General features: G+C 52.4%; 17 protein-coding genes and 1 riboswitch. All 17 genes read right to left on the bottom strand.

What is annotated here, in order from left to right; all coding sequences use genetic code 11:
• Positions 1 to 123: 123 nt before the first annotated feature.
• Positions 124 to 322: riboswitch (cobalamin riboswitch) on the bottom strand.
• A gap of 337 nt (positions 323 to 659) precedes the next feature.
• Positions 660 to 1,274 (bottom strand): PH domain-containing protein, encoded by a 615-nt coding sequence (locus tag ABS784_RS05330; protein ID WP_020278285.1) that lies wholly within the window; start codon positions 1,272 to 1,274, stop codon positions 660 to 662.
• A 184-nt stretch (positions 1,275 to 1,458) separates the two neighbouring features.
• Positions 1,459 to 2,823 carry an APC family permease gene (locus ABS784_RS05325; RefSeq protein WP_011231751.1) on the bottom strand — a complete coding sequence of 455 codons (1,365 nt, stop codon included), beginning with the start codon at positions 2,821 to 2,823 and terminating at the stop codon, positions 1,459 to 1,461.
• A gap of 13 nt (positions 2,824 to 2,836) precedes the next feature.
• On the bottom strand, positions 2,837 to 3,742 hold the full coding sequence (locus tag ABS784_RS05320; protein ID WP_011231752.1) for an acetamidase/formamidase family protein: 906 nt from the start codon (positions 3,740 to 3,742) through the stop codon (positions 2,837 to 2,839).
• Between the two features lie 81 nt (positions 3,743 to 3,823).
• Positions 3,824 to 5,113, bottom strand: a complete 1,290-nt coding sequence (locus ABS784_RS05315) for a hypothetical protein (RefSeq protein WP_011231753.1) — start codon at positions 5,111 to 5,113, stop codon at positions 3,824 to 3,826.
• Positions 5,113 to 5,814, bottom strand: a complete 702-nt coding sequence (locus ABS784_RS05310) for a response regulator transcription factor (protein WP_011231754.1) — start codon at positions 5,812 to 5,814, stop codon at positions 5,113 to 5,115. Before ABS784_RS05310 ends, ABS784_RS05315 begins: the two co-directional genes overlap by 1 nt.
• A gap of 3 nt (positions 5,815 to 5,817) precedes the next feature.
• The gene (locus ABS784_RS05305; RefSeq protein WP_012820711.1) at positions 5,818 to 6,567 is read right to left on the bottom strand and encodes a sensor histidine kinase; all 750 of its coding nucleotides are present in this window, start codon (positions 6,565 to 6,567) and stop codon (positions 5,818 to 5,820) included.
• A gap of 225 nt (positions 6,568 to 6,792) precedes the next feature.
• Positions 6,793 to 7,710, bottom strand: a complete 918-nt coding sequence (locus ABS784_RS05300) for a DUF7916 family protein (RefSeq protein WP_014196233.1) — start codon at positions 7,708 to 7,710, stop codon at positions 6,793 to 6,795.
• Between the two features lie 49 nt (positions 7,711 to 7,759).
• Positions 7,760 to 9,124 (bottom strand): N-acetylglucosamine-specific PTS transporter subunit IIBC, encoded by a 1,365-nt coding sequence (nagE, locus tag ABS784_RS05295; protein ID WP_021322078.1) that lies wholly within the window; start codon positions 9,122 to 9,124, stop codon positions 7,760 to 7,762.
• Positions 9,124 to 9,855, bottom strand: coding sequence for a GntR family transcriptional regulator (locus ABS784_RS05290; RefSeq protein ID WP_011231757.1), 732 nt, complete (start codon positions 9,853 to 9,855; stop codon positions 9,124 to 9,126). Before ABS784_RS05290 ends, nagE begins: the two co-directional genes overlap by 1 nt.
• Positions 9,852 to 10,613: a glucosamine-6-phosphate deaminase gene (gene nagB, locus ABS784_RS05285; protein ID WP_119877952.1), complete on the bottom strand. Its 762-nt coding sequence runs from the start codon at positions 10,611 to 10,613 to the stop codon at positions 9,852 to 9,854. Before nagB ends, ABS784_RS05290 begins: the two co-directional genes overlap by 4 nt.
• Complete coding sequence (gene nagA, locus ABS784_RS05280; protein ID WP_023633871.1) at positions 10,604 to 11,806, bottom strand: N-acetylglucosamine-6-phosphate deacetylase; 1,203 nt, start codon at positions 11,804 to 11,806, stop codon at positions 10,604 to 10,606. The genes nagB and nagA overlap by 10 nt, the downstream gene beginning before the upstream one ends.
• Positions 11,807 to 11,945: 139 nt before the next feature.
• Positions 11,946 to 13,739: an ATP-binding protein gene (locus ABS784_RS05275; RefSeq protein ID WP_014196238.1), complete on the bottom strand. Its 1,794-nt coding sequence runs from the start codon at positions 13,737 to 13,739 to the stop codon at positions 11,946 to 11,948.
• The gene (locus tag ABS784_RS05270) at positions 13,739 to 14,482 is read right to left on the bottom strand and encodes a response regulator transcription factor (RefSeq protein WP_464314378.1); all 744 of its coding nucleotides are present in this window, start codon (positions 14,480 to 14,482) and stop codon (positions 13,739 to 13,741) included. The genes ABS784_RS05275 and ABS784_RS05270 overlap by 1 nt, the downstream gene beginning before the upstream one ends.
• Positions 14,483 to 14,560: 78 nt before the next feature.
• Positions 14,561 to 15,748 (bottom strand): c-type cytochrome biogenesis protein CcsB, encoded by a 1,188-nt coding sequence (gene ccsB, locus ABS784_RS05265; RefSeq protein ID WP_011231762.1) that lies wholly within the window; start codon positions 15,746 to 15,748, stop codon positions 14,561 to 14,563.
• Positions 15,735 to 17,399 (bottom strand): cytochrome c biogenesis ResB family protein, encoded by a 1,665-nt coding sequence (locus ABS784_RS05260; protein ID WP_014196240.1) that lies wholly within the window; start codon positions 17,397 to 17,399, stop codon positions 15,735 to 15,737. The genes ccsB and ABS784_RS05260 overlap by 14 nt, the downstream gene beginning before the upstream one ends.
• 13 nt (positions 17,400 to 17,412) lie before the next feature.
• Positions 17,413 to 17,937 (bottom strand): thiol-disulfide oxidoreductase ResA, encoded by a 525-nt coding sequence (resA, locus tag ABS784_RS05255; protein WP_011231764.1) that lies wholly within the window; start codon positions 17,935 to 17,937, stop codon positions 17,413 to 17,415.
• Between the two features lie 142 nt (positions 17,938 to 18,079).
• Positions 18,080 to 18,811, bottom strand: coding sequence for a pseudouridine synthase (locus ABS784_RS05250; RefSeq protein ID WP_011231765.1), 732 nt, complete (start codon positions 18,809 to 18,811; stop codon positions 18,080 to 18,082).
• Positions 18,812 to 18,840: the final 29 nt, after the last annotated feature.

Raw genomic sequence — 18,840 nt, 5'->3', positions numbered from 1 at the left:
TGATGTATGTACAATAAAAAACGCCCATTCCGCCTAAATCTGGGAATGAGCGCGAAACAGACCGCCAATGGGCACAACAATGCCCTATGCGACTGTTTCCGCGTCTCACCCCCCGAAGATTCGGAAACTGCGGCAAGCAAGGCAGGTCTACTGGCTCATGCTTCATCCTACTCTGAAGCCTTCCCGTACGGAAAACAGCGCAAGCCATCCGTCCGTACAGTGGCGATTTCATTTCGTCCGCATTGACAGTTGCGGGGACAGCTCCGGATTCCCACCGGATTCCCTATTAAGCCTTTTCGGCGCCTTGCTGCGAGTTGATTTAGTTATCGGATATGGACATTTTTATATTAAAGCAAGGCCTGGCATTTGACAACTGTGAATTTACAGTGGGCTGGCGGCAGGCGGTCATCGATCACTTTTGCGGTCAGGCAGCTCGGCTCCAGTGTCCGTGTTTTGTACGGAACGCCGCATGCGCCGTTGCATCGAGCTCCGCGATGTCAAATGCCGCCATGTTGCCTATTCATCGATTCCCACAAACCTCATCTTTTGAGTTTCTTCCGGCTGCGGAGAAACGTTCCTTTTCCATATGTCGCTAAAAAAATTAGGAAAGACGCCCCACCTCTGGCACGGCGTCTTTCCCCGATACAACCTTCATCTCGTCACTGTTGAATATATTTGTCAAACACAAACCCGAAATCCTTCACCGTATAGTTCTTTTTCGCTTCCGTCAGCCAGCAAAAAGCGTATTCATTCACGGCCTGAAAATCCGCCGACACATTGACGCCGTCGCCGCGCATGTTGGCAAACACCTTGACCGCCAGTTCCAAACTCCGCTCAGCATAGTGGAATTTCATTTCGTTTTCATGGCAAATCTCCGCGATCGCCAGCAGCGATTTATACAAATCTTTCAATTCCTCAATATGCTTTTTATGCACATCAATCGAATAGCAGTGCGACCCGATTTTAAATTTGATTTCCGCGTCCAAGTCGACCGTCCCGGCTGTTTCGAGCGACACGTCGGAAATCGGATGCTTATAGTAATCGTAGCGGCGCAGCGTCCGTTTTTTGCTCGCAGCGCTCGTGCCGTCCAGATGAATGAGCGCGCGGTTAGTGAAGCAATACTCATCCGATTTCGATTTGATAAGAAAATAGATTTTTTCTCCATCCTCGTGCATCACATAATCATCGGCATCTACTTTGTCATAGTCTTTCGGTTGAATAACCGAGCCGATGTCGCTTAGCCCAAGCACATCGGCGGCGACTTTTCCAAACATGCTCATGTTCCCCCGGCTCCTTCCATGTTTTATCGGCGCCCGCCTATTGCGGATGAACGGTGTTTTGCCTTAACAAGGCGCCGTACTCTCATTCGTAATACGTCGCGATCGAAAAAATGTTTCATCGTCGGCAAAAAACGAAAGACCCAACGCCTTTTATGACGGCGTCAGGCCTTACAAGCAACTACAGTTCCCCGCTTAGACGGGAGTCTTTGTTCGTGAGTCGCAAAAAGACCAGATAAACGAGTCCAATCGCGATCCAAATCAATCCTAGCTTTTTGCTGAGCGGGTCCAGATTCATCCATACATAGCCGATGATAACAAAACCGATGAGCGGAAACAAGAGATGATTAATATAATCGTTACTCTTTTGTTTGCGCAAGAAATAGTTCATCACCGACACATGCAAAAAGAGGAAAGCCGTCAGGGCGCCAAAGTTGACAAGCGAAGCGAGTTTATCAATTTGTGAGGCGAACACCGTCGTGACAATGAGCGAAATCACAGCGACAAGCAATGTGCTGACGTATGGCGTTTGAAATTTCGGATGCACTTTAGCCAGCACACTGGGCAGTTTACGGTCGCGACCCATGCTGTACAAAATGCGGGAGATGGCTGCTTGGGCGACGAGCGCGTTCGCGATCCCCCACGAAAGCGCGGTGGCGACGATCGTTGTCCATTTCAGCCATGGTCCGCCTGCCAGCTCCGCAATCTGATAAAACGCCACGTCCGCGTTTTTAAACGTCGTATAATCAGGCCAAATGAGAGCGGCGACCCATGTTTGCACGATGAAAAGCGCACCGACAACGAGCAAAGCGAAAATGATCGCTTTGCCGATCGATGATTTCCCGTCCCTTGTTTCCTCAGCCAGCGTCGACACCGCATCAAAACCAAGGAAGCTCAAGACGGCCACCGACACCGCCCCCATCACCGTCTCCGCGCTGAAATGATTAGGATCGTACAGCGGTTTGAACGTAAACTGCGCTCCATTGACACCTTTTATAATCGCAATAATTCCTGTGATCACAAACACTGCAAGGACGATGAGCTCTAAAACAACAATCACTTTGTTCGCTTTGGCCGTCATCTCGATCCCGAGAATATTAATGACCGTATTCATGGCAATAAACAGAACGAGCCACACGGAAATCGGCACTTGCGGCACAATATCGGCTAAGGCAGCAGCGCTGACCAAATAGAGAAGAGCCGGAACGAAAATGTAATCAAGCAAAATGACCCAGCCTGCCATAAAACCGACATATTCATTCATTCCCCGCTGGGCGTAGGAATACACGGAACCAGCGATTGGAAACGCCTCGGCCATTCTGGCGTAGCTCAAGGCGGTGAAAATCATCCCCACCATTCCGATTAAGTATGCTAAGGCGACCATCCCTTTTGACCCTTGCGCTACATACCCGTAAATGCCGAAAGGAGCGATCGGCACCATGAACACCATTCCGTAAATCAACAAATCAACAAATGTGAGCGACCGTTTTAATTCCTGTTTATAACCAAGCGACTCGACCGATGTGTTCGTTTCAAGTTGCGCCATCGCCGTTCCCTCCTCAATCCTCAAACAGGCGGATGCCATACGCTTCAAGCACAAATCGCGGTACAAAGAAACGCGCCGTGACGAGCGGGTCAACGACTTGGCTGATTTGTGTCTGACCGGCAGCGCTAAGCACCATCGTCAAATGGTTCAGCGTCAACGGAGTGTGCGGCAACAGCAAATTAACCATTTCCTCAACCGACTGTTTGACCGCCTCATCCAACGTTTTGGCCGAGACGATCGTCGCAATGCCATCATCGTTTTGCAACAGTGGATGGTTAAGCGAATATCCTTTCATCACCCGGACGGTGACCGTCACTTCCCCCGAAATTTCGATACCAGACACGCCGATTTCGCCGTCCCCCATCGCCGCATGCAAATCGCCTAATGCGAACAACGCCCCTTTGACAAAAACCGGGAAGTAAACGGTTGCCCCTGTTGTAATGAGCTTTGTATCCATATTGCCGCCATGCGGCCCGGGCGTTCCGCACGACACATCCTCACCGCTCGGCGCTACCCCGATGACGCCAATCATTGGATTTAATGGAATAGAAAGATGCTCGTCAAATACGGCCCGGTTTTCTTCTACTGGAATCATTTTTGCCTCAAACTGCGGAATCCGGTCGCCAAGCACCCCGAGCCCTGGGCCGACAGCCATGACCCCCTGTCCTTTGAGGCGAATCTGTTCAATTTTTACCGCTAAAATGTCACCGGGTTCCGCCCCTTCAATATAGATCGGTCCGGTCGCCGGATTGATATGATTCCAATCGATCGAGTCAAACGGCGTTTCGCTTGAAGTAATTTGATTTTGGAAACAGTCGTACGTTTCGATGACAAACGTTTCCCCTGACTGGACTGTTCGAACCGGTTGGTGGTTTTTGCTAAATGAATAAATGGCCGTTGTGCATGGAACAAATGACATGTCCGCTTTCCTCCCTTTCGTTTTTGTCTCATTATAACAGGGAGCAAACAAACTGTTTTGCATTTTTTTGATTCATTTTTGTTACTTCTTTATTTTTTGAATTAATCGATAAATCTGAGTAAACAAGAAACCGCCAATCCCATTCCATGCTATGGCCTCCAGCACATTATGGCGCATTCCCCATCGCCAGGCGATAGCAAACAAACATACCCATCCGATCATGCCTATAACCCCCATCGGTTTCTCTCCTGTCCGTAAAGCAGCCAACCCAAAACACGAGGAGGCAAGCAAGGCGGTCGAAAACATGACCATCCGCATCGGAAGAAGAGGAGCAATAAAAAAGAGGGCTAGTACAAGCAAAAAAGAGATGACATATGTCCATGAGAGATGCCTGCTCCACCTGTGCCAAAAAATTTGCACAACGGAATGCAAGGAAAGGGATAAGCTGAGTGACAACGCCGCCAGCAAGGCAATAGTAAGCGGCCAAGCAATCAAGACAGAAGAATGAAGCAGCCACCGTTTCAGTATGGCGGCAGTCGAAGCGGCCGCCGCATACGGGACGCATAAGGCTGCAACGGCCAACGGAAGCGGAGCAAGGCAAAACGCGGCCATAGAAAACGTCAGCGCAACGCGTTCTTTTTTCAATATTGATGCAATATCCCATACATACTCGTCGGCCAACCATTGCCCGGCAGCCGCCGCCAGCACAGCCCAAAACAACACGAACAACGAAACCATGTTCACATCGAGGGAAGCTGGGACAGTTCGTACAATCATCTCATATTGCCGCGCCACACCGCCCGTTAGATAATAGGCAAACGGAACCATTCCCATCACTATATAAACAATGTATAGCAGAACCGTTCCGATTTTCCGCATCCCCAACCAACCGGCGAGCACGGTAAACACGTACACATAGACGAACCAAATGAATAAAAAAGTCGGAGAAAAACGAAAGAGTTGCTGCAACAAATAGGCACATAACACGACAACGGTAAGCAGCCGGCCGATCGAAAGAAGGCGAACAAAAAACCGAAAGAAAAACAAAGCCCGCGCCGTAAAACAGCAGTCCGGCCAGCGATCCCCTTCCTTTGTTAGGGAACGATAGCGCACGGCCGCTGCTGAACGCCAAAGCACAAAAACGGCGGCCCATACCGCCATAGCCGTCACCACCCCCGCCGCCACTCCGCCATGAATAAAAGCATAGCATCCAAACAACAGCAGCTCCCCGGATGCAAAACGCAGTAACAGAGCATTGACCCCCTTGCTTAATCCAAGCGCCTCCGCTCCGATAAAACTGCGGCGACCAATATGCGGCACAGCAGCAAGCAGCAGTACGCATGCCATGAATAAAAGCATATACCAGTCCATTATCCATTGGTCTCCTTATACTTCGTAGGCGGGATGCCGACATATTTTCGAAACAAATGACTGAAATGATGTTGACTAGAAAATCCTGTCTCCTCAGCAATGCGTGCCATGGACCAATCCGGCTTTTTGGTCAACAGCTCTTTCGCCTTTTCAATCCGATATCGATTGACGTAATCCTTAAAATGGATGCCGATCTCCTCAACAAACAGCCTGCTCAAATAGGCTGGATGTACATGCACGGCAGCGGCTACCTCGGTTAAGCTGATTTTTTGCGCATAATGACAGTGCACATATTCGAGCGCCGCGCGGATGAGCGGGGACGAGACGAGCGCTTCCGGATGCTTTTGTTCAAATTTCGACAGCGCTTGATCAAACTCGCTCTCGATGAGCGGCTTCACCAAGTAGTCGAGCACTTCAAGCTGAATCGCCCGTTTGGCATAAGCAAAATCTTGGTAGGCTGTGATAATGATCAAGGCTAGATCGGGCTGTTTTTGTTTGAGCTCATAGGCCAAATCCAACCCGGACTGTCCAGGAAGGTGGATATCGATCAGCGCCAGCCGGAAGCGATGGGATGCGGCCAACCGTTTCGCCTCTGCGGCATCCTCCGCCGGCCATACTTCCCAATGCGGATATTTCCGCTTCACCAAATACGTGAGTTGTTCCAATTCTAAATATTCATCATCGACAATCAACACCTTCATCGTTTATCCCTCATCCCCTGGAACATACGGCCAAACGACAAGCGCCTCTGTCCACCCGCGCTCATCTTTTTGCAACACGAGCTGAGTTGGCAAATCAAACAAAAGAGCAAACCGCTTGCGCAAATTATCCAAGCCGACACCTCCATTCGCGATGGATAACTCCTTCCCTTCATTGCCATTATCGCAGACGCGCAAATATACCCAGTTGCCTTGGCGTCGAAAATCGATCGCCAAACATTTTTCACCCGCTTTTTTCTCAAGGCCATGTTTGAATGCGTTTTCCACCAGCGTTTGCAACGTATAAGAAGGAATGAGCGCACGCTCTCCATCCGGATCCATTTGCACCGACACCGACAGCCGTGAACCGAAGCGAAGTTGCTGCACCGCTAGATAGTTGCTTGTATGCGCCCATTCTTGTTTGAACGGAATAAGCGGCTGTTTCGTCTCATAGCTATCACGCAAAAACAGCGCAAAATGCTCCATTCCCCGAATCATTTCTTCATTTTTTCCTAAGCGCGCCAAGGATAAGAAAGCGTTCAACGCATTGAAAAAGAAATGCGGTCGGATTTGTTGATGGAGCTGCATATACTTGCTTTCTTGAAGTTCTTTTTCCAATCGAAGGCGCGCATGTTCCAACTGCCAATAATCCACTTCTTTTTCTGCTACCCCCAACAGCGCCAACACTGTCAACGATACAAGCGGCAACAATACGCTGAAAATGAGAATGAGATGAAATAATGGCTCGGCAATCATCATATTCTCCCCGCCACTCGCAATGCTTTCCCATTTGTTTTTTCATTTTATCACAAATTTGTTCTTTCATTTGATCACAAAATAAATAGAGGCGGCGGTACAAGGCAAATGTTTCCCACATCCGCAAACTTATTTTTCCATCATCTTGGCTCCCATCCTATCCTCTCCCGGCAAAAAAACGCCCCAAAAGCGAATGCTTTTGGGACCGACTGATCATATTCCACTTTATCTCAACGGCGATCTTGCCATGCGAATATACGTATGGCGTCTGCCGCGAATGGCGATCGAATACGCCATAATATTCTCTGGAACAGCGATGCCATGATAGCCAGCGTCGCCGATATGATGTAGATCCGCCCCAGCCATTTTGCTTGCAAGCGCGATTTGACGAATCGTACTCTCGTCAGCTCCTTCTTGGCTTGTGCCGATCGTCAGCATCGCAAGCGCCCCATGTTCATGCGCCACCTGAACAAGCTTCTCTGTCTTGTCTAATGTCACCCCCGGCACCGTTCCAGGAGCCGGCATCAAAACGACATCCGCACCAGCGTGAATGAAACGCACCACCACTTCTTCCGATACGATCCCGCTTCCCGCTTCATCGGCAACGCCTGCCGCGTGCATTTTCCCAGCCATCACGAGAGCATCCTCGCCTAAAATGGACCGCGCCGTTTCGATGGCTTTCACAATCTCATCATTCGTCACGCCTGTTTTCGGGTTTCCGGTTAGGCAAACAAAATCAAATCCTAGCTGTTTTGCTTGTTGCAGCGACTCGGCCGTTGCCATTCTCCCTTTTGGCAGCGTCGCAAGCTCCTCAAGCTGTTTTGCATTTGGGTCAACCGGCTCCAAATTGACGCCAACCGGGCGCCCTGTCAACTGCTTTAACCTTTCCACCATTTGATTCGGTTCGTTCGTGTCCAACCCGTTCACAACCGGCCGGAACACATCGAACCAATTCAACAACAGCAAATCCGCCCCAAACGCCGTGGCCAGTTCAGCGTTGGTGACCGCCGGATACAGCGGCGCGAATTCCCCGACGACTTCCGCGACGATCACCCTGCCTTCTGACGCTTGAATCGATTGTTTTAACTGTTTTCCTGTCATCCGACGAAAATCGGAGGCGTTGCAATCCAACAGCCGCTTCACCGGAGCTCCCCCTTTCTGGCGTCCCTTAAAAGAACGGCTTCGTTGTTCCTTATTTTCTCATAGCGTTGGCCAGAAATTCGACATCCGTGCCAACGACCACTTGCAAATCCGTTTGGTTGAGGCGAAGCACGCCTTTCGCTCCCAAACGTTTCAATTCTGCTTCGTTGACTTTTGACATGTCTTTCACTTTTAGGCGCAAGCGTGTGACACAATTGTCAATTTGCGCGAGATTATCTTTTCCTCCTAACGCCTCGATATATTTTGCAGCAAGGTCCTCGTATTTGACGCCCAACTGCGCCGCACCGCTGTCGGCAAACTCTCCCTCTACCTCATCTTCACGCCCCGGCGTTTTCAAATCGAGCTTCGTAATGAGGAAATAGAAGACGACGAAATAGACGACAGCATATACAAGACCTTGAACAATCAACAAATACGGTTTTTTCGCAATGCCGTAGTTTAAGAAAAAGTCAATCGCCCCGGCCGAGAACGTAAACCCGTGGTGGATGTCAAGCATTGTCGCCACTGCGAGCGACAAGCCGGTCAACACGGCATGGACAACGTAGAGCAATGGCGATAAAAACATGAATAGAAACTCAATTGGCTCCGTAATCCCGGTTAAAAACGACGTCAACGCCACGCCAAGGAGCGCGCCGGCGACCGCTTTGCGACGCTCTTTTTTCGCCGCCGCGATCATCGCCAGCGCTGCCGCGGGCAGGCCAAACATCATGATCGGGAAGAAGCCGGCCATAAAAATGCCCGCATCCGGGTCGCCGGCGAAAAAGCGGCTTAAATCGCCCGTTTTTCCGTTATACTCGCCAAACACAAACCAGACGAAGCTGTTTAACACATGGTGCAATCCGACTGGAATGAGCAACCGGTTGAGGAACCCGAAAATGCCGACGCCAACCGCCCCGGCACCAACGATCCAATGGCCGACCGCGTTGATGCCATCTTGAATCGGCGGCCATACATAGCCAAAAATCAAGGCAAGCACGAGCATGACAAGCGATGTCACGATCGGCACAAACCGCCGTCCGCCGAAGAAGCCTAGCCAGTCGGGCAACTTGATATCATGGTAACGGTTGTATAAAAGCCCGGCGATCACTCCGGAGATGATGCCGCCTAATACGGACATATTGATGTCTTTATCAATCGCGGCGGCCCCTTTTGTCAAGACAAAGTAGCCGATCGCCCCAGCAAGCGCCGCCGCGCCGTTGCCGTCTTTCGAAAAACCGATGGCCACGCCGATGGCGAAAATGAGCGCTAAATTGGAAAACACTGCATCGCCTGCGGCTGCGATAAACGGAATATTCAATAAATCAGGCTGACCGAGCCGAAGCAACAATCCTGCCGCCGGCAAAACGGCAATCGGCAGCATTAATGCTTTTCCAAGCCGCTGTAAAAAGCCTAACATCATGATCCTCCCCTTTTCATCTCAATCATAAATTTGTACCGGTCGCCGCGGTACACCGATTTGACGACTTCAAGCGGCCGACCGTCGACAAGGTGCGTGCGGCGCTCAAGCAATAGCACCGGAGCCCCTTCTTTCATCTTCAGATGCTCCGCCTCCACCTTGCGGGCGACAGATGCTTCCAATGTTTGAACAGCGGAGCCGATGATCATCCCTTTTTCTTTTTCGATAAATTCATAGACGGAACCGCTTACAACATCACGCGTCAGTCCGGGGACGAGATTGACCGGAATGTACAGCGTCTCCAACGCCATCGGCAAGCCGTCGGCCAACCGAAGGCGGCGGACTTCGTAAAGGTCATCGCCTTCCGTGACGCCAAGCCCTTCAGCGAGTTTCTCGGAAGCTGGAACCATCTCAAAGCTGAGGACGATCGTGCCGGGCTCCATGCCGCGCGCCCGCATATCTTCGGAAAAGCTCGTCAGCCCTTTCAGCGGCTGCTCGATTTTTTGGGCGGCGACAAATGTTCCTTTCCCGCGCCGGCGGATGAGATAGCCATCGTTCACTAAATTGTTGACCGCCTGCCGAACGGTCATCCGGCTGATGTCATACATTTCCGCCAACTCGCGCTCAGACGGGATCATTTCGCCCGGCTGCCACTCCCCTTTTTCGATCTTTTCTTTCATATATTGCTCGAGCTGATAGTAAATCGGAATCGGCGACTGTTTATCGATCACGGCGCATCCACCCGCCGCTTTTCCTTTGGGATGAGCGAGAGCGCCTCGCAGTCGGCGATGATCGTCACGTCCGGATGAAGGTGAAGCGCTGAAGCCGGCAAGTCCGGTGTGACAACGCCTTCGAGAAGCCGGGCCATGGCGTCCGCTTTTTCCTCCCCTGACGCCAACAGCACGATGCGGCGGCTGCGCAAAATGGTCGCAATTCCCATCGTAATGGCATAGCGCGGCACGTCATCAAGCGATGGAAAAAAGCGGGCGTTCGCTTCCCGTGTCAGCTCGGTCAGCTCGACGACGTGGGTGGCTGTCGAAAACGGCGTTCCTGGCTCGTTAAAGCCGATATGGCCGTTGCGGCCGATGCCCAAGAGCTGCAAATCGATGCCGCCCAATTCATCGATGAGCCGCTCGTAACGGCGGCATTCTTCGTCAAGATCAGCGGCCAAGCCATCCGGCACATGCGTCTGATGAAGCGGGATGTCCAATTGGGCAAACAAATGCTGATTCATATAATAGCGATAGCTGTTCGGATGATCCGGGCCAAGGCCTACGTATTCATCCAAATTGACCGTGCGCACGAGCCGATACGATGTCCCATGCTGCCGATGATCGGCGGCCAATTCGCGGTACACACCGAGCACGGTCGAGCCGGTCGCCAAGCCGAGAACGGCGTTCGGCTTTTCCTTGACTTGTTTGATGATGATGTCCGCCGCCTGACGGCTCATCTCTGCGTAGTCAGCAACTTTCAAAAGCTTCATGGCCATCGCTCTCCACTCCTTTCATCCGGCTTGCGATAGGCAAGGGCGCCGCGGCAAAACGTCATCATGACTTCATATCGTTCATTCAAAACGACGACATCGGCGTCTTTGCCGGGCCGCAAGCTGCCTTTCCGATCAAGCAAGCCAAGCTGTTTCGCCGGATTCCAGCTCGCCATGCGGATCACCTCTTCAAGCGTGCAGCCAGTATAATCGAGCACACGGCGGATGGCCTCGCCAAGCTTGAGCACGCTTCCCGCCAGCGTGCCGTCAGCAAGCCGCGCCTCTTGGCCCCGAACAGTCACCTCTTGGCCGCCAAGTTCATACCGCCCATCACCTAGACATTTCGCCCGCATGGCATCGGTGATTAATATGAGCCCATCGCTTCCTTTATTCCGGTAAGCGAAGCGGACCATCGGCGGCGCAACGTGCAACCCGTCGGCGATCAGCTCGCACATCACTTCTTCAAACATAAGCACAGCACCGGCGACACCCGGTTCACGGTGATGGATGCCGCGCATCCCATTGAACAGGTGGGTCGCATGCGTCACCCCTGCATGGACCGCCGCTTTTACTTCGTCGTAAACGGCATCGGAATGGCCGATCGAAGCGATCACACCCGTCTGTTTCAAGTAGGCGGCAAGTTCCAGCCCCCCGTTCCGCTCTGGGGCAAGCGTGACAAGGCGGATATGGCCGCCCGCCGCCTTTTGCCAGTGCTGGAACAGTGAGATGTCCGGATCGGCGAGATGGCGCGGGTGCTGCGCTCCGGCGCGCTTCGGCGACAAAAACGGTCCTTCCAGATGAACACCGAGCACTTCGGCCGCTCCCGGCCTGTTCGCCTCCGCCATATAGCGAGCGACGTTGCGAAGCGCGGCTTCGATTTGTTCGCTTGGCGCTGTCATCGTCGTCGCCAAAAAGCTCGTCGTCCCTTCCGCCGGCAAGGCGTTGGCCATCTTGTAAAGCGCCTCCGGGGTCGCATCCATGACATCCGCCCCAGCCGCCCCATGAATATGGACGTCGATGAATCCCGGCACGATGAAAAACCGTGAGGAAAGCTCGATCACTTCCGCCCCTGCATCAGTTGGGCATGACGACATCGGCCCGATCGCGGCCACTTTTTCCCCTTCGATCAGCACATACCCTTGTTCAATGTTTCCTGTTTCTGCATACACCTCGGCATTTTTCAATATCCACCGCTTCATCGCGATTCCCCACTTTCTGTCTCTCATTATAACATTATATATTCTAGTTGTCTATACCACTAAAACAAATCCGTCAACCAGCTCGCTTCAGTATGAAAGAAGCAGGGAAGCCGTGGCTTCCCCACTCTTCCAAACGGCGCTACGCTCCTTTCGGTCCGCGGGCCGGCAAATAAAACGAAAACGTCGTTCCTTCGTTCAGTTTGCTGTGAACGGTAATGAGCCCTTTATGCGCTTCGACGATGTTTTTGGCGATGGCAAGGCCTAACCCGGTGCCGGAACGGCCGCGCGTGCGCGCTTTATCGGCTTTGTAAAACCGTTCAAACACAAACGGCAAATCCTCTTCGGGAATGCCGGAACCAGAGTCTTGGACATGGATCGTCACGCCGTCGCCGCTTGGTTCGATGATGAGGCGAACTGTGCCGCCCGATTCCGTATGGCGGATGGCGTTGTCAATTAAGTTCGTCAGCACCTGTTCGATCCGATCCGGATCGAGAGCGATTTCGATGTCCCGATCGCGAAACTCGGCTGTCAGCTCAATCTGCTTTTCTTTCGCCAGCCCGTAAAACTTGCGGATCACCCGCTCGATGTAAGGAACAAGCTTGACTTGTTCGTACTCTAGCTCGATATGGCCAGCTTCCATGCGCGCCAAGTCAAGCAGATCGTTAACAAGGCGGCCCATGCGCAGCGACTCGTCATAAATGACTTTCGCCATCTCTTTCTTCTCTTTTTCGCTCGCCGCGATATCGTCGATGATCGCCTCGCTGTAGCCTTGGAGCATGGCAATCGGCGTGCGCAATTCGTGCGAAACGTTGGCGATAAAGTCTTTGCGCAGCTTGTCAAGCCGCCGCTCTTCGGTCATGTCGCGCAAAACAGCCACCGCGCCGCGCACCATCGTTTTGCCGTACAGCGGCGTCATTAAAATAACCCACGTCCGCCCCTGCAGCGTCACTTCGGTCGATTGCTCCTTCTCCTCGCGAACGACGCGGGCAAACAGCTCTTTCACTTGCGGCGGCAACGGCGCCATCGCTTCCGCGTCGTTCCCTTGCTCAAAATACCACGCCTGCAAAAACCGCTCAGCCGGCGGGTTCGTAATCAAAATTTCCCCGTCGCGGTTAAACGTAATGACGCCATCGGCCATGCTGCTTAAAATGCTGGCGAGCTGTTCTTTTTCCTGGTTTAAGGCGTTGATGTTAAACTGCAGACGCCGTCCCATTTGGTTGAACGCCATCGCCAGCCCACCGATCTCATCGTTCGTTAAAATCGGCACTTTCATATCGAAATGGCCCCGCGCCATTTCGAACGCGGCTTGCCGCATTTTCCGGAGCGGAGCGGTGATGCGCGTCGACAAGAAAAAGGCAAAAAACGTCGTCATGACAATGGCGATAAACGCGGCGAGAAAAATTAACTCTTTCGTCCGCTCCGTCGCGTCGGCGATCGCCTCGAGCGACTGATAGATAAACACAGCTCCTCGGCTGCCATCCGGCATCGACATCGGCACGCCGACAATGATCATATCACGGGGCAGCTTTTCTTTTGGATGCCGCTCCGGCATATACAAACGCTTTTTCACCGTTTTCCCATCTGTCAGCACACGCCGCAAGTCCCGATCTTGGCGAATCGACGACAGCGGCATATTGTCCAACCCAGCATCGCCAGGCGAATACCAATAGTGCGACTCATCGGCGACGATGACGGCTTTCGTTCGATTGTCCACAAGCGTCCAAGCGATCGAGCGGGCAAGCTGCTCGTCGCGGTAATCGTGCATCACCTCGGCCACTTTTGTCGCCAGGCGGGTCAAGTCGTTTTCCGCTTCCTGCACATAATAATCTTCCAAAAATTTAATAAGCAAAATGCTTAAAATAAACAGCACGCACGAAACGAGCAACAAAATCGTAAACCATAGCTTGCCGACGACGCTGCGAAACAGCCACATTAGTCGCTCACTGCCTCAAACTTGTAGCCGACGCCCCAGACGGTGACGATCATTTTTCCCGCCTGCGGCGACGCTTTATTCAACTTTTCGCGCAACCGTTTAATGTGGGTGTCGACCGTGCGCAAGTCGCCGAAAAACTCGTAATGCCATACTTCTTTGAGCAGCTGTTCGCGGTCGAACACTTTGTCGGGCGAGCGGGCCAGAAAGAGAAGCAGCTCATATTCTTTCGGCGTTAAGCTGACTTCCTTGCCGTCGACCGTCACCCGGTGGGCATCGTTGTCAATCGTCAAATGCGGAAACACAAGCACGTCTTTCGCCGTCGTCTCCACCGGCGCGTAGGCGGCGTTCGCCGCGCGGCGCAACAGCGCTTTTACGCGCAGCACGACTTCGCGCGGACTGAACGGCTTGACAATGTAATCATCCGTGCCGACTTCAAACCCTTGCACGCGGTTGGATTCTTCGCCTTTTGCCGTCAACATCATAATCGGCGTCGTTTTTTGCGCGCGGATTTCTTTGCACACCTCAATTCCATCTTTGCCCGGCAGCATCAGATCGAGCAAAATGACATCATAATCATTCGTCAACGCCTTCTCCAACGCTTCATTGCCGTCACCGGCCTCATCGATCACATAGTTTTCCCGCTCCAAATACATTTTCAAGAGCCGCCGGATGCGCTCTTCATCGTCAACCACTAAAATACGGACGGTTTTTTCTTGTTTTTCCAATGCTTTGCACCCTCCCATCATCAATGGAAACACTCCCTATTTTCTAGTTTACCGAAAAACCGGATGCTCGCCAACAGAGCATCCGGTTGTTTTCCATTATGTTCCGGCGTACGAGTGCAATCCCGCAATGACGAGGTTGACCGCCACTAAGTTAAACATAATAATGGCAAAGCCGATGACGGCGAGCCATGCCGACTTTTCACCATGCCAGCCTTTTGACAAACGAAGGTGCAAAAAGGCAGCGTAAAACAGCCAAGTGATAAGCGCCCATACTTCTTTCGGGTCCCAGCCCCAAAAACGCGTCCAGGCGATTTGCGCCCAAATCATCGCGAAAATGAGCGCCCCGAGCGTAAACACCGGAAAGCCGATCGCCACCGCCCGATAGCTGATCTCATCGGTCAAATCCAAGTTAACGTTCTTCACGAGCGGCTTGAGCGCGGCGGCAACGCGCTTGCGCAAGAGAAGCCGAAGCATGATGTACAGCGCCGTTCCGGCTATGAGCGACCAGATGACCGTATTGAGCTTTCTTGCATTGATGATCGCCGGCATCTCAACAAGCGGCTCCATGCGGCCGGCGCTTTCTTTCATAAGCTCCCCTTTGTGCGGCCCAACGAGCGCCGGCATATCGTAGATGACCTCAACCGTCTGCTTGTTTTTGTCCACCCACGTGAACTTCGCTTCATACCCAGAAAGACCGAACGCTGTCGAAACGATGACAAAGCCGAGCGTGGTAATTAAGCAAAACATGACCACTTCGAGCCAAAACGTCCGTTTCGACGGCTTCGATTGATCGACGACGCGAATCAAATAGATGAGCCCAGCGACAAAGCTGATGGCCAAAATCGCTTCACCAGCCGCCGCCGTCGTCACATGGATGTGCAGCCAATCGCTTTGCAAGGCGGGAATGAGCGGCGAAATTTCCCGCGGAAACATGCTTGCGTAAGCAATCACAAGCAACGCGACCGGCAGCGCAAACAAGCCGAGCACACTCAGCCGGTAAATGAAATAAATAATAATGAAAGCAGCAACCAGCATCATGCCGAAAAAGGTCGTAAACTCGAACAAGTTGCTCACGGGCGCGTGCCCGGCGGCGATCCAGCGCGTCACAAAATAGCCGACTTGGGCGAGAAAGCCGATGATCGTCACGGAGATGCCAAGCTGCGACCAACGATCCTTCTCTTGCCGTTCTTTTCGCTTGTCGCGAATGGCTCCGCCAAAAAAGAACGTGCCGATTAAATATAGAACGAACGCGATATATAGCAACGTGCTGCTAAGCTGTACCATGTCCATGGACTTGTCCCCCTTGTCCGGCTTTTTTGTCGTTTTCGAGCTGATCAGCCGGCATCATGACGCCGGTGCCGTCAAGCAAACGGCGCAGCTCGTTTTTCAAGCCGAACCAGTTTTTATTCGTGTGCGCGGCAATCCATAGCTCACCGTTTACCCGCTGCACCCAAATGCGGCGGTGGTTCCAATACATCCCTTGGATGAGCCCGATCATGAAAATCGCGCCGCCTACCCCTAAAATCCAAAGCGTAAAGTCGCGGCGGACGGTCAAACCGGAGACATTGCGGGTTTGAAGCCCCGCGAACGCCATTTTGTATTTGTTGTTGCCAAACGGTTCGATCGTCTGCTGGATGGCGACAAAGCTTACTTCCCCTTTCGGACGGTCCGGCGCGTACATTTTGAACACGAACGCCGGATTGTTCGGCACGCGCGACTTCGTTGACGGATTGCCGTCTTCATCAAACTCAAAATCAGGAAAATAGCTTAATAGCTCAACGCGATACCCATGTCCGAGATTGTACGACTCTTTCGGATCATACAAGTCGACCGTCACCGTGCCGAACGTTTCCCCCGACTGCTTGTCCGCCAACTGAAATGACATCGCTTTCGGCTCATTCAAGCGGAAATCGACTTGGTAGAGCGCATAATGGTCGAACTCCAGCGGCTCGTTGACGCGAATCGGATACTCCTTCACTTTTTCAAGCTTCGGCTTGGCGCCGGGGATCACAGGACCGACACGCTTATACAACACGACGTTTGTTTGATAGTTTTTGGCGATCATCCCGTTGCCGACGCGGTCGATGGCAGCGTTGAACACTTCGTTGTCTTTGCCTTTCTCATATGTTTCAAAAATAAATTTTTCACTCTTTAAAAAGTAGCGGCCGTTCGTCCCAGGAATTTCTTTCGTCTCCCCTTCCGGAATCCACATCACCCGATCGATGTACATGCCGGGAACGGAACGAAGCATCGCCCCGATCAAGAAAATGATGAGGCCGATATGATTGACGTACGGCCCCCAGCGGGAAAACCGCCCTTTTTCAGCGAGCAAATGCCCGTCTTCCTCGCGGACATGGTAGCGCCGCGCAGCCAGCCGTTCTTTCAACACAGCCATCGTCTTGTCGAGATCGCTCACATGCGAGACGCCAAACAACCGCTGCCGCTCTAAAAAGCGCGGATGGCGCTTCACCCCTTGCCGCTTCAAGGCGCGGTAAAGCGGAACGACCCGGTCCAAGCTGCAAATGACAAGCGAAACGCCGATTAAGGCGATGAGCAAAATGTACCACCATGAGCCGTACAAGTTGTTAAAGCCGAGCTCATAATACAGCTTCCCTGCCCAGCCGTACTGCTGCTTATAATACTCCGCCGGATCGACGTTCGGCGGAATATACATTTGCTGAGGGAAAATCGTGCCGATCGCCGAAGCGATGAGCGTGATGACGATGAGCGCCACCCCGACCTTGACCGACGAGAAAAACGCCCAAATTTGGTCGATCATCGTTTTTTTGTACGTTTGCGATCGGCGCGCGCTTCCTTCGTAGCGCATGTCCAAAATCAGTTTTTCTCCCAAATCGGCAAGCGGCTTGCCGCACGACTCACAAAACGCCGTGCCGTGCGGATTGACATGGCCGCATTCGCATTTGACGTGTTCCATGGCGCAAAACTCCTTACGGTTTGATGCTTTCTAGATGCCGTTCGATGTCTTCTTTCGTCATCGTTCCGGTAATGATTTGTTTTACTTCGCCGTTTTTGTCAATCAAAAACGTTGTCGGCAGCGGCCCGACGTTATAGGCGTTCAATACTTGATCTTGACGGTCGATCACAATCGGAAATGTCAGGCCGAACCGTTCCGCGAACTTTTCAACGCTCAACTTCGGTTCACCGACATTGACAGCCAAAATTTCAACCCCTTGTTTTTTGTAAATCGGGTACAGCTCGTTCATATACGGCATCTCCCGCTCGCACGGCTTGCACCACGTTCCCCAAAAGTTCAAAAAAACGCCTTTGCCGCGATAGTCTGAAAGACGATGTTCATGCCCTTTCAAATCGGTCAGCACAAAATCAGGCGCCGTCGAACCAACAGCGACAGCCGTTTTCTCCGTGAAAAAATTCGTGTAAATCGTATAGCCGATCGCCGCGAGCAACACGAGCAAAATCGCTGTCCTCATCACTAAGCGCTGTTGTTTTTTCATCGTTCAAACCCCTTTACGTTTCTCCTCCCCCACAGCCAACGGTAGAGGGGAGGCAAGCGGTTCACAATCTCCCATTTTCCATTATAGCAAAGTCCCTCGCTCGTTTATGCGCAAGGATATGAACGTTATGTGACAATCTTCGTCATTTTCTTCCCCCGGATTGGGCAAGGACGCGCAGCAACTTCACCTCATGCGGCGTCAGCTCGCGGTATTCGCCGGGGCGCAGCCCTTTCAAATCGAGAAACGCGTACCGCTCCCGCTTCAGCTTCAGCACCTCGCAGCCGATCGCCTCAAACATGCGGCGCACTTGCCGGTTTCGTCCTTCGTGGATACGGATTTCCACAATGGCTGTCCCCTTCTTCCGGTCGGCGGAGAGCAGCTTCACTTTGGCTGGCGCCGTCATGCCATCTTCCAACTGCACTCCTTGTTCGAGCCGTTTCAGCTGCTCGTGCGTTGGAATGCCTTTCACTTTGGCAATGTACACTTTTTCAATTTCATACCGCGGGTGCATAAGCAGGTTGGCAAAGTCGCCGTCATTCGTCAACAAAAGCAGTCCAGACGTATCGTAGTCAAGCCGCCCGATCGGATAAATGCGTTTGTCCAGATCTTTGAAAAAATCGGTCACCACTTTGCGGCCTCTGTCATCTTTGACGCTGGAAATCACCCCGCGCGGCTTGTACAGCAAATAATACACCGGCTCTTCGCGCTCGATCGGGATGCCGTCGACTTCGACATCATCGCGCGGCCCGACCTTGACGCCAAGCTCCTTGACGACGCGGCCGTTCACTTTCACCCGCCCTTGCAAAATGAGTTCTTCCGCCTTGCGCCTTGACGCGATGCCGGCGCGGGCGATCACTTTTTGCAACCGTTCCATTCTCTCTCACCTCTTTCATCATCTTACCC

The sequence above is a fragment of the Geobacillus sp. G4 genome, from assembly GCF_040327975.1.
Classification (GTDB): Bacteria; Bacillota; Bacilli; order Bacillales; family Anoxybacillaceae; genus Geobacillus; species Geobacillus thermoleovorans.
This window is presented reverse-complemented; position numbering and strand designations above follow the sequence as displayed.

Coding starts and splice junctions, on each gene's coding strand:
- ABS784_RS05330 (WP_020278285.1), bottom strand. CDS start 1,274: ATGTTTGGAAAAGTCGCCGCCGATGTGCTTGGGCTAAGCGACATCGGC.
- ABS784_RS05325 (WP_011231751.1), bottom strand. CDS start 2,823: ATGGCGCAACTTGAAACGAACACATCGGTCGAGTCGCTTGGTTATAAA.
- ABS784_RS05320 (WP_011231752.1), bottom strand. CDS start 3,742: ATGTCATTTGTTCCATGCACAACGGCCATTTATTCATTTAGCAAAAAC.
- ABS784_RS05315 (WP_011231753.1), bottom strand. CDS start 5,113: ATGGACTGGTATATGCTTTTATTCATGGCATGCGTACTGCTGCTTGCT.
- ABS784_RS05310 (WP_011231754.1), bottom strand. CDS start 5,814: ATGAAGGTGTTGATTGTCGATGATGAATATTTAGAATTGGAACAACTC.
- ABS784_RS05305 (WP_012820711.1), bottom strand. CDS start 6,567: ATGATTGCCGAGCCATTATTTCATCTCATTCTCATTTTCAGCGTATTG.
- nagE (WP_021322078.1), bottom strand. CDS start 9,124: ATGTTAGGCTTTTTACAGCGGCTTGGAAAAGCATTAATGCTGCCGATT.
- nagB (WP_119877952.1), bottom strand. CDS start 10,613: ATGGCCATGAAGCTTTTGAAAGTTGCTGACTACGCAGAGATGAGCCGT.
- nagA (WP_023633871.1), bottom strand. CDS start 11,806: ATGAAGCGGTGGATATTGAAAAATGCCGAGGTGTATGCAGAAACAGGA.
- ABS784_RS05275 (WP_014196238.1), bottom strand. CDS start 13,739: ATGTGGCTGTTTCGCAGCGTCGTCGGCAAGCTATGGTTTACGATTTTG.
- ABS784_RS05270 (WP_464314378.1), bottom strand. CDS start 14,482: ATGGGAGGGTGCAAAGCATTGGAAAAACAAGAAAAAACCGTCCGTATT.
- ccsB (WP_011231762.1), bottom strand. CDS start 15,748: ATGGTACAGCTTAGCAGCACGTTGCTATATATCGCGTTCGTTCTATAT.
- ABS784_RS05260 (WP_014196240.1), bottom strand. CDS start 17,399: ATGGAACACGTCAAATGCGAATGCGGCCATGTCAATCCGCACGGCACG.
- resA (WP_011231764.1), bottom strand. CDS start 17,937: ATGAAAAAACAACAGCGCTTAGTGATGAGGACAGCGATTTTGCTCGTG.
- ABS784_RS05250 (WP_011231765.1), bottom strand. CDS start 18,811: ATGGAACGGTTGCAAAAAGTGATCGCCCGCGCCGGCATCGCGTCAAGG.